The organism is Marinimicrobium locisalis, from assembly GCF_039822625.1.
GTDB lineage: Bacteria > Pseudomonadota > Gammaproteobacteria > Pseudomonadales > Cellvibrionaceae > Marinimicrobium > Marinimicrobium locisalis.
Window position 1 is genome coordinate 128,007 of record NZ_JBDLLG010000003.1, and the last position, 14,848, is coordinate 142,854.

A 14,848-nucleotide genomic window follows, 5' to 3' on the forward strand; every position below is an offset into this window, starting at 1 on the left:
GCCTTAAAACGCACGCTCAGGGACAGTCACAATATCCGAGGGTTGCAGAGAGTAGTTGGTCTCGACTTTGCCTTTATCAATCAGATCCCGCAAGTGGATCGGGTAAACTTTGACCTCTCCCTCTACCCGGCGATACAACTTAGCATTGTTGGCCGAGGCGAACTCATTGGGGCCACCGGCCATCAATACAAGGTCCAGCACCGTCATGCCGTCCCGGTATGGCAGCGATTGCGGGTTCTGAACCGCCCCCGTAATACGAACCCGGCGCTGATAGTCCGAGCTGGCGGGGTTTGTAACGATAACCGTCACCTGGGGGTTTCGAATATAGTCGGTCAACTCCGAAGTCAGTGCCGAGGCCAGTTCCTCCGTGGTCCGGCCGGCCGCCTCGATGTCTCCCACCAGAGGCAACGAAATCATACCATCGGGGCGCACCGGCACATCGCTGGAAAGCTCAGCGTTACGCCACACATTGATCCGCAGAGAGTCTCCAACGCCGATGTGGTACTCCGCCAGCGCCGGCTGGGTATCGGGCGGCTGGGTAACGGGAGGAGTGGAGCACGCGGACAGTAACACTGCCAGTAACGCCCAAAAGCCGAAGCTCGTCCGAAATATGTTCATTTTCATTGCGCCTAATCTCCTTCAGTCATTCATTCGCCGTTGGGTCTTGGGTCAGGCTACTGAAAACGCCCTGCTAGTGCACACCCTTGCCCAACAGCACAATTTCGACGGTTTGGATCATAATCAGCATATCCATCAGGAAGCTGTGATTCTTGGTATAGTACAAATCGTACTGCAACTTGTTGCGGGCGTCTTCAACCGAAGCGCCATAGGGATATTTCAACTGCGCCCAGCCCATCAGGCCAGGCTTGACCTTGTGGCGTGTGTGATAGAAAGGGATCTGGTCAGCCAGCTCCCTGACAAATTCGGGCCGCTCGGGACGCGGCCCGACGAAGCTCATATCCCCTTTGAGGACGTTATAGAGCTGAGGCAGCTCATCCAACCGAGTGTTGCGGATAAATGCGCCCACCCGTGTAACTCGACTGTCGTTTTTCTGGGCCCATACGGCTTTGCCTCCTTTTTCCGCATCCTGGCGCATGCTGCGAAACTTGTAAATGCGGAAGGTCTTGCCATTTAGACCGACCCGCTCCTGAAAGTAAAGGACCGGCCTCCCGCTTTCCAGCAGCACGGCCAGAGCCGTCAGGATCATAAAGGGCCAGAATATCAATACAAAAACAGACGCCAGACCAACGTCGAACAACCGCTTGGCGATGGAACGACGCTTGGAGTACTTAAAGCCGTCGGAGAACAACATCCAGCTCGGTTTCAGGATGCTGATGTCGATTTTCCCCAGCTCCCGCTCGTAAAACGCCAGGCCCTCACTGGTCGGGACCCCCGCCAACTTACAATCAATCAGCTCATTGAGCGGGAAGACCCCTCCGTCCCTTTGGCGGCGCTCATCTGGAGAGACAACAATCTCGGAAATTTGTTGCGCTTTGACAAACGCCACCCAATCAGTGGGAAAAGGCAACAACAGTGCCTTATCCACTTCCACGGTTTCGTTGCCGCTGGGGATGCAACCGACCACCTGCACCCCAATGACATCCCGCTCCGGCTCCAAGTTCTTAAGGAGCTTCTGAGCGAGCTGCCCGGCCCCAAATATCACCACCCGCCGCTTGAGCTCGGCGGTGTCCACCAGCTTTAGGAAGATAGCCCGGGCCATCAGCACCAGGGCGGTGGCGAAGAGCACCCCCCAGAAAATGACCCCCTGCGGCATCAGCACCCCAGCGAAGAGAAGGTTCAGTATAAACAAGGCCGAGCTGCCCAAAAGGAAAAAGCTAACCAGTGTGCGCAACACCATGCTGGAGTATCCTTCGCGCACCAGAGCGATATAGGCCCCCATTGAGAGGGTGCAGCAACTGAGCACCACCGCAAAGACCACACTGGGCCACCAGGCCTCGGGGGCACCGAGAAAGGGGGTCATAGGCTCCACGATGGATTGGTGCCAGCGCTCTGCGGCCCAGGCGGCGAGAATCAACAGGACAAGCTCGATGATTCCAAGGAATAAGTAGGGTAAATGAATATAATGTTTGTTAAGCCGTATATATGACAAAACCCGGATCCTTTTGAGGGTGCGGTTTGTTCAAAAGCCCCGCATTATAGCTTTTTTGCGGCGCACATCTCGACCACTGAGCCGTTCTTTTCGACCGCAAATGTGACAAGATTTTCGACACATTGGGACTGCTTCGGCCATCTTAGCCACCTGTCATCAAAATGTGGTAACTTACAAGCTTAAATCGCGTAAACCCCGCGCCCAGGATTTACCGGGCACCCAAGGATAAACAGTGCTATGTTCTCCAGCGACCCCTCTGTCTGCGTTATCGGTTTGGGTTATGTCGGCCTGCCCTTGGCGGCGGAGTTCGGCAAGCAGATTCAAACCATTGGCTTTGATATTAACCCCAAGCGGGTAAGCGAGCTTCGCGCCGGCCATGATCATACCCGGGAAGTGAGCACTGAAGAGCTCCAAACTTCCGAGAGGCTGCGCTTTTCCTCCGAAGAGAACGACATCCGCCAAATGGATGTTTATATCGTCACTGTCCCCACGCCCATTAACGATGGCAAACAACCCGACCTAACACCTTTGGAAAAAGCCTCGGAGATGCTCGGCCGAGTGATCGGGAAAAACAGTATTGTCGTGTTCGAGTCCACCGTCTACCCCGGCTGCACAGAAGAGGTGTGCGTTCCACTGATTGAACAGGGTTCGGGCCTGACGTTCAACCGGGACTTTTTTGCCGGCTACAGCCCGGAGCGGATTAACCCCGGCGACAAGGAACACCGAGTTCACAACATCGTCAAAGTCACGTCGGGATCCACGCCGGAGGCGGCGGACTACGTAGACGCCCTGTACCGGCGGATCGTGACGGTCGGAACCCACAAGGCCAGCAGCATCAAGGTGGCCGAAGCGGCCAAGGTGATCGAGAACACCCAGCGGGACATCAACATCGCCCTGGTCAACGAGTTGTCACTGATTTTCAGCCGTCTGGGCATTGATACCTTGGAAGTGTTGGAGGCGGCCGGCACCAAATGGAACTTCTTGCCCTTCCGCCCCGGCCTGGTGGGCGGGCACTGCATTAGCGTGGATCCCTATTACTTGACTCACAAGGCGCAACAGGTCGGTTACAACCCGGAAGTGATCCTATCCGGCCGGCGTATCAACGATGGGATGGGGCACTTTATCGCCGCCTCCGTTGTCAAGTTGATGACCAAACGTAAACTTCACTTGGTCGATGCCAATGTGCTGATTATGGGCCTGGCCTTTAAAGAGAACTGCCCGGACCTGCGCAACACCCGCGTGGTCGATATCATCAGCGAGTTTCAGGAGTACCATTCCAACGTCGATGTGTACGACCCCTGGGTGGACCCCGAGGAGGCGGAAGAGGAGTATGGCCTGAGCCTCGTCTCCGAACCCCAACCCGGTCACTACGACGCCATTTTACTGTGTGTCGGCCACCGGGAGTTTAAGGAAATGGGCGTCGAAGCCATACGCACACTGGGGCGTGACCGGCACGTCCTCTACGATGTGAAACACATTCTGCCCAAAGACAAGGTCGATGCCCGCCTCTAACGGCATGGCCCGAACGCAATACGGGAATACTCATGAAAGTACTGGTCACCGGCACCGCCGGCTTTATTGGCAACCACTTGGCGTTACGCCTGCTCGAGCGCGGCGATGAAGTCATAGGGATCGACAACCTCAATGACTACTACGACGTTCAGATCAAGAAAGACCGCCTTGCCCGCGCCACGGCCCATGCCGGTTTTATCGACATTCGGGCGGACCTGGAAGACAAGGCGGCCATCGACAAGGTGTTCAAGGAGCACAAGCCCGATCGCGTTGTGAACCTGGCGGCCCAGGCGGGAGTGCGCTACTCGCTGATCAACCCGCAGGCCTATATCGACAGCAACATCACCGGCTTTATCAATATCCTTGAGGCCTGCCGTCATTTCGGGTGTGAGCACTTGGTCTATGCCTCGAGCAGTTCCGTCTATGGCGCCAACACCGCCATGCCCTTTTCCGTCCACAACAACGTGGACCATCCGGTCAGCCTGTATGCGGCAAGCAAGAAGTCCAACGAGCTAATGGCGCACACCTATAGCCATTTGTTCGGGCTGCCCACCACCGGCCTGCGCTTCTTTACGGTATACGGCCCCTGGGGCCGGCCGGACATGGCCCTGTTTATCTTCACCCGCAAGATTCTCGCGGGCGAGCCGATCGATGTATTCAACTACGGGCACCACCGCCGGGATTTCACCTACATTGACGACATTGTCGAGGGTGTCATTCACACCCTCGACCACGTCGCCCCAAGCAACCCGGACTGGAATAGCGATACGCCCGACCCGGCCACCTCCAAGGCCCCCTACCGGCTGTACAACATCGGCAGCAACAACCCCGTGGAGCTGATGCGCTACATCGAAGTGCTGGAAAACTGCCTGGGTAAAAAGGCGGAAAAAAATCTGCTGCCCCTGCAGCCGGGGGACGTGCCCGATACCTTCGCCGACGTGGACGCCCTTATTAAGGACGTGGATTACAAGCCCACCACGACGGTCGAGACCGGTATCGAGAATTTCGTGCGCTGGTATCGCGAATACTACAAAGTTTGATGATTTAGCAATGGCGGATGCGCCTGCGGCTTATCCGCCCTACGCGCACCGACAGTTTTTGTAGGGCGGATAAGCCGCAGGCGCATCCGCCATTATTGCCCACGTTCACCGTTTTCCTAAAGGTGCTCAATGGAACAGCCTGCAGTCACTCATGCCATGACCGTCGATGTCGAAGACTATTACCAGGTCGCGGCCTTTTTTGACGTGGTCAAACCCGAGGACTGGGAGCAGTGGCCCTCTCGCGTGGAAACCAACACCGACCGGCTGCTGATGTTGTTCGACGAGGCGGGCATTAAGATTACCTTTTTCATTCTCGGCTGGGTGGCCGAGCGTCATCCGGAGCTGGTCAAGCGAATACAGGCCGAGGGCCATGAAATCGCCTCTCACGGCTACAGCCATCAGCTGATCTATACCCAAACGCCCGAGGTGTTTCGGGAGGAGACCGCCCGCTCCAAACAGATTCTCGAAGATATTACCGGCACCGCCGTCACCGGCTACCGAGCCGCCAGCTACTCCATAACCCGACAGTCGCTCTGGGCACTGGATATTCTGGCGGAGCTGGGGTTCACCTGGGATTCCAGTATTTTCCCCACCCGGCATGACAATTACGGCATTCCGGGGAGCCCGGAAGAACCCTACCGGATCATTACCCGCAGCGGCGCCGAACTGACCGAATTCCCTTTGACGACCGCGAAGGTGATGGGACAGGCCGTGCCCGCCGCCGGCGGGGGTTACTTCCGCCAGTACCCCTACGTACTGTCGCGCTGGCTGTTTCAGAAGGCGAGCGACGGCGGCCGCAAGCCGCAGATTTTCTATCTGCACCCCTGGGAGATCGACCCGGAACAACCCCGCATCCCCAATGCCAGCTGGTTTTCACGCTTTCGGCACTACACCAACCTCCATCGCTGCCTACCGCGACTGGAACGGATGATCGAGGACTTCCCCTTCGGCACCATGAGCGAAAGCCTGGGTACGGTTACCCTCAATAAAACCTTGGATTTACGGGAATTCGACACAAAGAAAGCCGCCTAGGTCGGCTGACGGATAGACGAACGCGGTCAGACTCTGTAAAATCGCGCCCTCTTGACGACAGGACGTCATACAAGTCGTTTTTGCACCCGTAGCTCAGTTGGATAGAGTAGCGGTTTCCGAAGCCGTTGGTCGCAGGTTCAAATCCTGCCGGGTGCGCCATATTGATGAGGCCCGTGCTTTGCGCGGGCTTTTTTATGCGCATCCCGTTGGATTGCCGGCCACCGGTCAGAGACCGGCGTCGTTCGGCTCGGACGCGAAGCGGTGCTTCGCAAACGTCCGGCCTCACCCTGCCGGGTGCGCCATATTGATGAGGCCCGCGCTTTGCGCGGGCTTTTTTGGTTTACAGCTTGTCGAACGCGTCGGTAAGCAGGCAGTCGTAGCGACGGGCGTCGTACTCCTGCAGTTTGGGAACATCCTCCTCGCGAATTAGCCCCTTGGCCGCCGCATCCTTCAAGCGCTCTTCCAACGTTTCCCCGGTAACCTCTCCCTTCGCTTGGGCGCGCACGAAGTTGCTCCAGGTGGGCTCCACAGAGAGCAGCATCTGATAGGTGGTTTCCACTCGGCCCACCGGGTCCTCCGGATTGTCGTTTTCATACACGTACGGCCGGAAAGCCTTGCGTACAGGGTTATCTTCCATAATCAGCCCACCCAGCTTGCGGATGGCGTGGTCGTCCGGTTTGGAGAGAATCCGGCCCAGCGGGAAGGCGATCCACTTCACCACACAGGCCAGTGCCCGGACAGGGAAGTTGCGGTAGAAGTCGTACAACGCTTCCTGCGCCGTATAGAGCGCATAGCGCAGGGCGTAGTCGGCGTGCGCATCCTCTTCGTCGGTACGCCCATGCGTTGAGTGGTACTTCAAAATCGAGCAGGCAATGAACAGCTGGCTGTGAACGTCGCCCAGCCGGGCCGAAAGCATCTCGCGGCGTTTAAGGTCACCGCCGAGAATGCCCAGCGCCAAGTCCGAAGTCACCGCCAGAGTCGAGCTCAGCAAGTTAATGCGCTGATACCAACGACGGCTGAAGTCATCCGCATTTTCCGGCACGCCGCTGAATCGCGCTCGGGTGATCCCCATAACCTTGATTCGCGCCACGTTGCTGAACAGGTGGCCCAGGTGGCGAATAAAGAGCTTGTCAAAATCTTTCAAGCCCTGCTCCTGGTCTTCGGCCTGGATGGCCTGCAGCTCTTCAAACAGGTAGGGGTGGCAACGCATGGCGCCCTGGCCGAAGATCATCAGCGAACGGGTGAGAATATTAGCCCCTTCCACGGTAATCGCCACCGGTACGCTCTGGTAGGGCAGCGCCAGGAAGTTACGCGGGCCGTGCTGAATGGCCCGGCCACCCACCACATCCATACTGTGGTTTACCACTCGGCGCATCATTTCCGTGGCGTGGTACTTGGCCATGGCGGTCATGACCGAGGGAGCGCCCGTTTCCAGCCCTTTGGTGACCATCTGCCGAAAGGCTTCCATGGTATAGGCGCAGCAGGCGATATCTGCCGTTGCTTCCTGAACGCCCTCGAACTTGCCGACTTCGGTGTTGAACTGGCGGCGAATGCGAGCGTAGGCGCCGACGGTACGATAGAGCATTTCGCCACTGGCCGTGGACAGGGCCGGAAGGGAAATACCCCGACCGGCGCCCAGGCATTCAATCAGCATGCGCCAGCCCTTACCGGCCATGGGCGCCCCGCCGATGATCCAGTCCACAGGAATAAAGACGTCTTCCCCTTTAATGGGTCCGTTCATAAAGGGCGAACCGGGATGGTGCCGCTTCCCGATCTCTATTCCGGGGTGGCTCGCCGGCAGCAAGGCGCAGGTGATGCCGTAGTCACTCTTGTTCTGGTCGCCCAGCAAGCCATCCGGATCGTGCAGCTTAAACGCCAGCCCCACCACGGTGGCTATCGGTGCGAGGGTGATCCAACGCTTGCTGAAGGTCAGTTTCAAGCCGACCACTTCTTTGCCTTCAAACTCGCCTTTGCAGACAATGCCCACATCGGGAATAGAGCCCGCGTCAGACCCGGCTTCGGGACCGGTCAAGCCAAAACAGGGGATTTCACTGCCGTCGGCCAAGCCGGGCAGCCAGCGCTGTTTCTGCTCATCGGTGCCGTATTTCATCAACAGCTCACCCGGGCCGAGTGAGTTAGGCACCATGGCGCTCACCGCGGCGGTGCCGGAACGGCTGGCGATTTTGCTCATGATCCGGCTCTGGGCGTAGGGGCTGAAATCCCGCCCACCGAACTCTTTGGGAATGATTAGCCCCAGAAAACCTTTGTCTTTCAAAAACTGCCAGGCTTCCGCGGGCAGATCTTTGAGGTGGTGGTGAATCTCATACTCATTGAGCATATCGCAAAGCTCGGTCACCTCGTTATCGAGGAAGCCCTGTTCTTCATCGCTCAGTTGGGGCAAGCTGATCTGGGCAAACTCGTGCCAGTCGGGGCGGCCACTGAATAGGTCTTTTTCCCACCAAGTGGTCCCGGCTTCCATCGCCTCGCGCTCGGTCACACTCATACTGGGCATGGCATTGCCCAGCACCTGATACACCGGCTTGGACAAAATCGGCCGTCGCAGCGCCGGAACGTTAAGAATCAGGAGAACCGCGGCCAGAGGTATCACCAGCCATAGGGACCACATCGCCGGCGAGATAAAGCCCAGCAGAAACCACGCCAGGGCCACAATGGCCGAGCCCAGTGGCAGAGGAATTCGCCGGTAAATCACCACGGAGATGACGACCAACAGCAGAATAATCGACAGCAAAAACATACAGGTTCTCCCTTTCTTATCCGACGAGAGGGCTCAGTCTCCGGCCCTCGCAATTGCCTCTGCCCCATTCGACAGGAATGGATCAGAGGTCCCGTAACAATAGCGTACTTTGAAGCGTCCTTGGGAGTATTCTACCCACTTTTTGAGCGTTAAACCCCCGAATTCAATCCCTCCGAGAGGGTACGCCGGTACGCGGCCAGCGCCGGCACCAGTCCCATCAGTAGCGCCAGGCCCAGTATGCCTGTCATCAGATACGCCGTCTGTGGGCTGATTGGATTAATGGCGATAAATAATCCGAACTCGGCGGCGAGCCAGGGTTGCGCCAACGCCAGCGCCAACGCGACCAGCCCTACGCCCACCACCAGGCTGATTAGAGCAATCAAAGCCACTTCCAGCTCGATCAGGCAGAACAGGGTTCCGCCGCCAGCGCCCACCGCCCGCAGGATGGCCAACTCGCGCCGGCGCTCACCCATGGACGCCAGCAGCATAGTCATCATACCCGCGAGGGTGGCCAGCAACACCAAGAAGCTGATCAAATACAACAGGTTCTCCGCCACCCCCAGCGTTTGCCACAGCTGAGTCAGCACCACGCCGGGGATAATCGCCGTTAGCGGGGCCTCGACATCGGTGTTGAGCTCTCGCTGCAAGGCAAAGACCATGGGCCGCGCCTTCAGCCCCAGCAATACCGCATTGACCGCTCCAGGCACGGGCTCAGCCTGAGTGTGAGCTCCATGCTCATGATGATCATGACGGTGGTCGTGGTCGTGGTCGTGGTCGTGGTCGTGGTCGTGGTCGTGGTCGTGGTCGTGGTCGTGGTCGTCAGCATGGTGGGCATGACCCGCGTGGTCACCGCCACCGGCGCTCTCTTCGCTGTGAAGCGCCTCCATGGCCAACAGGGTGGTGTGTACCCGCCGATCCACGGGGGTCCCCGTCGGCGCAAGAATACCCACCACGGTCATGGGGTGGCTTTCGTGATGCGTAAAACTGACCTCGCCACTGCCGTGGGCAATCACCAGGGAGTCCCCCAGGGCGTGACCTAGCTCCTTGGCCGCCGTCGCGCCCAGCACCACTTCGTGATCACTCATGGCGGCAAAGGGTCGCCCCTGCTCCAGGGTCAGCGGTGTGCCATCGCCGTAGCGGTAATGTTCAAAATAGGACCAGTGAGTGCCAATCACGGGAAACCCTCGCACCGAGTCTCCCAGGGCGATGGGCAGGGCCCACTCCACCATCGGGTGGCTGGCGAGTCGTTGATACTCGTTGGCAGGCAAGGTGCTACTGGGCTGGCCCATTTGGAAAAGAGAATACAGCAGCAGGTTCATTTGCCCGCCCCTGGGCCCCACAATCAAATCCGTCCCCGAAAGCGTCTGTTGGAAGCTGCTTCGGGCCTGCTCTCGAAGGTGGTGAATGCCCACCAGCAGCGCGACCCCGATACTAAAAGCAACGATCGTTAGCAGCGCCGTGGTCCGTCGGCTCCAGAGGCTGCGACGAGCGAGTTTGAGCAGCATCGTTATACCTCTCCCATCAAGTCCACAGGGCGGGCAAGTTCGCGCAAGTCCCGTCGGGTGTCAAAGGCCGAAGCCAACGCCCGGTCGTGGCTGACAAACACCAAGGTGCTCCCGGTCTCCGCCACCTGTTCCAGCAACAGCGTCATAAAGGCATCCCGGTGGTCACTGTCCAGCGCCGAGGTGGGCTCATCCGCCAGCAGGATTTCCGGCCGTGATATCAGCGCCCGGGCCACCGCCACCCGCTGTTGTTGCCCCACACTCAATTGACTGGCGGGTTGGTGATCCTGGGTCTCGGGCAAACCCAGCCGGCGCAACAAATCGTGGGAGCGCTCCCGGACCCGGTCCGTCTCCCGGGCGAAATGGGCGGCCAGGCCGACATTCTCCAGCACGCTCAGGTAAGGAATCAGGTTGAATTGCTGAAACACCACGCCAATGTGACGCGCCCGAAAGCGATCCCGGGCCCGGCCGGAAAGCTCGCTCATGGATTGTTCCAGCAGCTCCACCCGCCCATTCTGTGGCAGAATAATGCCCGCCAACAGGTTCAGGAGGCTGGTCTTACCCGACCCGGAGGGGCCATACAAGAACAGCCGTTCCCCGCGGTTGAGCACCCAGTTGGGAATGTCGAGCAGGGGCGGTTGGTCCGGCGACCAGGAAAACTGAACGTCTTTCAGTACAATCGCGGGAGACGAAGCGCCTTGAGTGTGGTCTCTAGTCATAATCCTTAATTTCAGTCATGGAGTCAGAACCTATGCGCTGGTATCAGCCGTTGCTTGTTGTCTTGGGGGCCTTATGGACCGCATTGGTCGCGGCAGATTCCCCAAAAACCATCGAATGGACCGACCTCATGCCCGAAGAGGACTTGCAGTTGCTGGAGGCCATGCCGAGCGTGGACCACGGGGACGCCGAAGAGGAGGATGCCATAGAAGCCCCCGCGAGCAACAGCCTGCGCCCGGAAAACCGACAGTTGAGCCGCGACGTGGAAAATGCCATCGCTCAGGCCATGGCACCGAAAGGTAAAGGCAAACGGACCTGGGAAGACGCTCTGGTCTCCACCCGCACCCGCCCGGAGTTCGACAACACTGAGATACGCCTGCCCGGCTTTATCGTGCCCCTGGAGTTCGACGACGCCATGAACATCAGCGAATTTTTCCTGGTGCCCTACTATGGCGCATGCATCCATGTACCACCCCCGCCTCCGAACCAGATTATTTTCGTGCGCTATCCAGAGGGCCTTCAGCTTGAAAACCTGTACACCCCCTTCTGGGTGTCCGGCACTTTACACATCGAGACGGTGGAAAACGACACGGCCCTGTCATCTTACTCCATGGCGGCCGATAAGATTGTCGAGTACCGGGAGTAGGGGCCGATCAGGCCGCCACCCGTAGGGCTTCGAGCTCCCGCTGCACGGCGTCGGCATCAAATGGGGCCACATCAATCAGCTCAATCCGGCTGTCGGAGGTTTCATCCAGTTCGGTGACGCTGATCACCCCATCCTGGCCGTTAAAGCTAAAGACACCTTCGTCGGTAATCATCACTGCCTTGACCCGGGCCGCCTCCAGCCCATTTAACCAACTGAACAGGTCATGAAAGCCAAAAGCCCAGTCCGGGGTCATGACCCAACCACAGCTGTAGTGGCCCTGGCCCCGGTTCTCCCGCCGCAGTAACGGTTCGCCTTCCGGCAGGGACAGGACCTCTTCGACCGGCCCCTGCGGAGCGCGCAGCCGATCCTCCCGGTGAGCGTGGGGATGTTGCAGAGGCCGCTCCCGGTGGGGCTCATCCAGCCAGTGCGGCTCGATTGCTCCCTGACTGACCGTTTCCACCCGCACTTTGGGCGGGTCGAACGCCCCGGCCGTTTCCTCCCAGCGCACCCAGTCCTCGGGGGCACAGAGGTCGGCTTTGTTGGCCACCAGCACATCGGCCACGGCCAGTTGGTCAACGAAGTTGGCATTGTCGGTATAGCGGGGGTCGGCAAGTTTGCGCGGGTCTACCAGAGTCACGGCGGCTCTGAGTTCAAGGACCTGCTGGTAGAAAGGTCCCTTCAAAGTACCGAGAATCTGGGCCGGGTGGCCGAGCCCGGTAGGCTCGATCAGCAGGCGATCGGGTCGCTCCTTGCCGAGCAGTTGATTCAGCGCCACGGTCATGGGCAGGCCCGCCACGCAGCAAATGCAGCCACCGGGCACCTCCTTCACCCGAGCGCCACCATCGCGCAGCAGGGCGCCGTCAATCCCCACCTCACCAAACTCGTTAACCAGAACCGCCCAGGTTTCCCCGGCTGGCTTGTTCGCCAACAAATGGCGAATAGCGGTGGTTTTCCCCACGCCGAGGAAGCCAGTAATCAGATTGGTCGGAACGGCTTGTGCCATGCAGTCACTCTCCATTGTTAATTTATCTATGTTACGTTATAACATATATAAACTCACTGGCCACGCACCGCTGGATGATGGCTCGTCATCGCGTTGAGGCCACCGGCAAGCCAGCCAAGTGCGGCCTTGCATTCTAGCCGATCTGACACCGGTTCCGGCCCCCGGCCTTAGCCGCGTAAAGGGCTTGGTCCGCTCGACCAAACACGCTGCTGGGGTCTTCCCCCTCCTGAAACTGGGCAATGCCGAAGCAAACGGTAATGGTGAGCGGCTCTTTCTTGTAGTGAAAGGCCATGTCCGCCAGGGCCGCCCGAAGGTCGTCCAGTACGGATAACGCCTCCTCATCCCGGGTCTCCGGCAGTAAAAGAACAAACTCCTCGCCCCCGTAGCGGCCAAAGAAGTCCACTTCGCGCAGGCGCCGGCCAATGGCCTTGGCGATCACCTTCAGAACCCGATCACCCGCCTGGTGGCCAAACTGGTCGTTAATTCGCTTGAAGTGGTCCACGTCGCAAACGGCGAGGGTCAATGGGCGACCGTAGCGTTTCCAGCGCTGGACTTCATGACTCAGACGCTCCTCATAGGCTTCCCGGTTGGGCAATTGAGTTAGGGGGTCGTGGGTGGCCTTGTGTTGATGGCGACGCAAGTTCTCCCGGTTTTCTTCCGCCTCGCGCTCCATTTCATTGACTCGGGTGGCCAGTTGTTCGAGCTGGTTGGTCAAAGGGGCGCTTTCGCTCTCTTTTTGCTGGAACTGGCTGAGACTTTCGCGAATTTGCCCCAACTGACTCGCCACCTGGGTTTTCAACTGCGATAGATCCCGGGCGGACTCGACGCTGGCGGCCAGCGAATCACAGCGGTTAGCCATGGCCTGACGCAAGCTATCGCCGGCCTCCCGGCGTACCGCTTCATGGGAGGCGGCCCCGCCGATAATCTGGGCGATGTCCTGTAGCTCGTGATTGACGGAGTTGAGGTAGCCGGCAAACACCCGGTTGGCCGCCAGCCAAGAGTGCACGACCAGATCCCGCACCTCTTCCAGAAAACCGGGCAGCTCCGCCAAGCTCACCCCTTGCTGGAGGCGGGCCATCAAGCCATCCAACGCTTCAGTTCCGGAGTATTCGGTATTGACCGCATTAATCAGCCCTTCCAGTACCCCGTGAATTTCAGCCTGAAACCCCTCTGGCACGGCGCCACCCGAGGCCCGCCCGCCCCGCAGGCGCCCTATCAGTCCCGGTTTGGGGTCGCGGTTCTGCTCTATCACCTGTTGCTGAAGCTCGGCGAGCTGCTGAAGCAGGGCGGGGAACAGCGCGAACTTCTGGCTGCGCATGGGCAAGCGGTTAAGGTAATGGTTGAGCTCACGCTTTAGCTCCCTCGGCGGGCCCAGGGACTGGAGCTGCTTCACCAAGGCGGACAGGGCGCTCAAAATCTCGCCATCTATCTGTTCGCGGCGCAGCTCAAACCCGCTCACACACTGGCTCAACTGCTCCGTGAGCTCCGGCAATCGCTCGGACGAGGGGTCCGAGCGAAGGGCCCGACGCAGCTCGTCAAGCACCTCATCGAGCTCGCGGTCCTGACCGTCCGCCACAATACTGAGCTCCACCAAAGCCCGGCGAAGCCGCTGGTAGCGTTCGCTCGACTCTCGCTCCAGGGCTTCGTGCGCATCCAGCGCCGTCAGGTATTTTTCCCGCCACACAGCACTATCGTCCGAGGCTCGAAGAGTCATAGTAAAGTTTCCGTCAATCAGAAAGCGGCTTAATGCAGTATAGCTGCTCCCGACCTTTAGTGTCGGCAGAAACAACAGCGCCCGCTAAAAAGCGGGCGCTTGAGTGTAGCGGTGTTCAGTGGCGGTGGGATTAGAGCTCGTCGGCTCGAATTTGCTCCACCAAGTAGTCCACCACCCGCAGCATTTCGCTGTGGCTGCCGGTCATCCGGGAACTGACCCGGTATTTGCCGTCCACGACCATCTCCGGGGTGCCGGTGATCTTGTAACCGCGCACGCGGGAATCCGCCTGGCGAACCTGACTGGTAATGCCAAAGGAGTTAAAGGTCTTGAGCACGGTCTCCTTGTCGGCGCCGTAGGTCGCCAGGAAGTCGGCCCATTGCTCGGCGTTGTTAAAGCGCTTGCCTTCCTGGTGTACCGCGGTGAACACCGCCATATGCACTTCATCGAGCAAGTCCAGCGCTTTGGCGGTGTAGAAGCCCCGGGCGTAGGCCTCCATGGTCGCATTCCACATGGCCGGCGTCTGCACTACGACGACGTCGTCCTTCTGTTCTTTTTTCCAGCTGCGAACCAAGGGCTCAAAGTTGTAACAGTGCCCACAGGTGTAGGCAAATACCTCCACCACTTCAATCTTGTCGGAGGTACTGGTGGGGACCGGCTCGGCCAGGGCGACAAAGTCTTCGCCTTCCTGGTAGTTGGCCTCGCCTTCCGAATCCTGGGCGACCGCGGACAGCGACACCATCATCGCCAGCATACCTAACACAATGCGCATAATTGACTCCACTCTTTGCTCGTTCTGCTCGTTATCGGTTATTTTCCG

Annotated in this window: 12 protein-coding genes and 1 tRNA gene; 5 read left to right on the top strand and 8 right to left on the bottom strand. The window is 58.9% G+C overall.

Annotated features, from left to right (window positions below):
• Positions 1-3 precede the first annotated feature (3 nt).
• A complete protein-coding gene (locus AAE514_RS03535) occupies positions 4-624 on the bottom strand; it encodes an XrtA/PEP-CTERM system exopolysaccharide export protein (RefSeq protein WP_347330126.1) in 621 nt (206 codons plus the stop codon).
• Between the two features lie 67 nt (positions 625-691).
• A complete protein-coding gene (locus tag AAE514_RS03540; protein WP_347330127.1) occupies positions 692-2,110 on the bottom strand; it encodes a TIGR03013 family XrtA/PEP-CTERM system glycosyltransferase in 1,419 nt (472 codons plus the stop codon).
• A gap of 237 nt (positions 2,111-2,347) precedes the next feature.
• On the opposite strand from AAE514_RS03540, the gene tviB reads away from it, so the two are divergent.
• The 4 genes from tviB (at position 2,348) to AAE514_RS03560 (ending at position 5,853) form a co-directional block, all read left to right on the top strand.
• Positions 2,348-3,622: a Vi polysaccharide biosynthesis UDP-N-acetylglucosamine C-6 dehydrogenase TviB gene (tviB, locus tag AAE514_RS03545; RefSeq protein ID WP_347330128.1), complete on the top strand. Its 1,275-nt coding sequence runs from the start codon at positions 2,348-2,350 to the stop codon at positions 3,620-3,622.
• A gap of 32 nt (positions 3,623-3,654) precedes the next feature.
• Positions 3,655-4,662, top strand: a complete 1,008-nt coding sequence (locus AAE514_RS03550; RefSeq protein WP_347330129.1) for an NAD-dependent epimerase — start codon at positions 3,655-3,657, stop codon at positions 4,660-4,662.
• A 129-nt stretch (positions 4,663-4,791) separates the two neighbouring features.
• On the top strand, positions 4,792-5,694 hold the full coding sequence (locus tag AAE514_RS03555; protein WP_347330130.1) for an XrtA system polysaccharide deacetylase: 903 nt from the start codon (positions 4,792-4,794) through the stop codon (positions 5,692-5,694).
• Between the two features lie 82 nt (positions 5,695-5,776).
• Positions 5,777-5,853: transfer RNA gene (locus AAE514_RS03560), tRNA-Arg, on the top strand.
• 181 nt (positions 5,854-6,034) lie between these two features.
• Here the strand turns inward: AAE514_RS03560 and AAE514_RS03565 are convergent.
• The 3 genes from AAE514_RS03565 to AAE514_RS03575 form a co-directional block, all read right to left on the bottom strand.
• A complete protein-coding gene (locus AAE514_RS03565) occupies positions 6,035-8,449 on the bottom strand; it encodes an acyl-CoA dehydrogenase (RefSeq protein ID WP_347330131.1) in 2,415 nt (804 codons plus the stop codon).
• Positions 8,450-8,598: 149 nt separating this feature from the next.
• On the bottom strand, positions 8,599-9,954 hold the full coding sequence (locus tag AAE514_RS03570; RefSeq protein WP_347330132.1) for an ABC transporter permease: 1,356 nt from the start codon (positions 9,952-9,954) through the stop codon (positions 8,599-8,601).
• Positions 9,955-9,956: 2 nt separating this feature from the next.
• Positions 9,957-10,670 (bottom strand): ABC transporter ATP-binding protein, encoded by a 714-nt coding sequence (locus AAE514_RS03575; protein WP_347330133.1) that lies wholly within the window; start codon positions 10,668-10,670, stop codon positions 9,957-9,959.
• Between the two features lie 32 nt (positions 10,671-10,702).
• Here AAE514_RS03575 and AAE514_RS03580 point away from each other — a divergent pair, with 32 nt between their 5' ends.
• On the top strand, positions 10,703-11,314 hold the full coding sequence (locus AAE514_RS03580; protein WP_347330134.1) for a DUF3299 domain-containing protein: 612 nt from the start codon (positions 10,703-10,705) through the stop codon (positions 11,312-11,314).
• A gap of 7 nt (positions 11,315-11,321) precedes the next feature.
• Here the strand turns inward: AAE514_RS03580 and AAE514_RS03585 are convergent, their stop codons facing one another.
• The 3 genes from AAE514_RS03585 to AAE514_RS03595 all read right to left on the bottom strand — a co-directional run bounded on the left by AAE514_RS03585 (position 11,322) and on the right by AAE514_RS03595 (position 14,800).
• Positions 11,322-12,317: a CobW family GTP-binding protein gene (locus AAE514_RS03585; RefSeq protein ID WP_347330135.1), complete on the bottom strand. Its 996-nt coding sequence runs from the start codon at positions 12,315-12,317 to the stop codon at positions 11,322-11,324.
• Between the two features lie 133 nt (positions 12,318-12,450).
• A complete protein-coding gene (locus AAE514_RS03590; protein ID WP_347330136.1) occupies positions 12,451-14,031 on the bottom strand; it encodes a diguanylate cyclase in 1,581 nt (526 codons plus the stop codon).
• A 130-nt stretch (positions 14,032-14,161) separates the two neighbouring features.
• Positions 14,162-14,800 (bottom strand): thiol:disulfide interchange protein DsbA/DsbL, encoded by a 639-nt coding sequence (locus AAE514_RS03595; protein ID WP_347330137.1) that lies wholly within the window; start codon positions 14,798-14,800, stop codon positions 14,162-14,164.
• Positions 14,801-14,848 lie beyond the last annotated feature (48 nt).